1 protein-coding gene is annotated in these 643 nt (G+C 69.8%); it reads right to left on the reverse strand.

Annotated elements, in window-relative coordinates:
- Positions 1–627 (reverse strand): molybdopterin-dependent oxidoreductase (locus tag AC1DWF_RS35540; RefSeq protein ID WP_476843156.1); only part of this gene is annotated, 627 nt, incomplete at its 3' end.
- Between the last annotated feature and the right edge of the window lie 16 nt (positions 628–643).

Consider the following 643-nt stretch of genomic DNA (forward strand, 5'->3'; position numbering starts at 1 on the left):
GTCCTGGTGGTGGTGGAAGGGATTGCCACCCGCCCACCAGACCATGCGGATGTCGGGCAGCGGCAGCTCGCGGCCGTTGTAGGGCAGCGTGCCGCCGGGCCGCTCCAGCAGCTCGGTGATGCGGCCGACCGGGATGAAGTTGCTGATGGGATTGCGCGAGGCCGGCAGCGAGATGCCCGGCATCTCCTTGCGCGGATTGCCGATGCCGCCGGAGGAGCCGTAGCCGAAGGCCACCCCCTGCCCCGGCTTGCCGATATTGCCGAGCGCCGCCGCCAGCGCGATCAGCGCCCAATAGGGCTGCTCGCCGTAGTCGGCGCGCTGGAGCGACCAGGAGGCGGTGAGCATGGTCGGCTGCGCCAGGCAGCGCTCCGCCAGACCGCGGATATCGGCGGCAGGGATGCCCGTGATATCAGCGGCCCATTCCGGCGTTTTTCCCGCCAGGGTCGGCTCGAGCTTCTCCCAGCCGACGCAATGGGTCTTCAGGAAGGCCCGGTCCTCGCGGCCGAGGCTGACGATGTGGTGGATCATCGCCAGGATCAGCGCCGTGTCGGTGCTGGGGCGTATGGGCAGGAACTCCGCGTGCAGCGCGTCCTCGGTGTCGCCGCGGAAGGGCGAGATGTTCACCATGACGACGCCCGCGGAC

It is taken from the genome of Aminobacter sp. P4_D5, assembly GCF_056401815.1.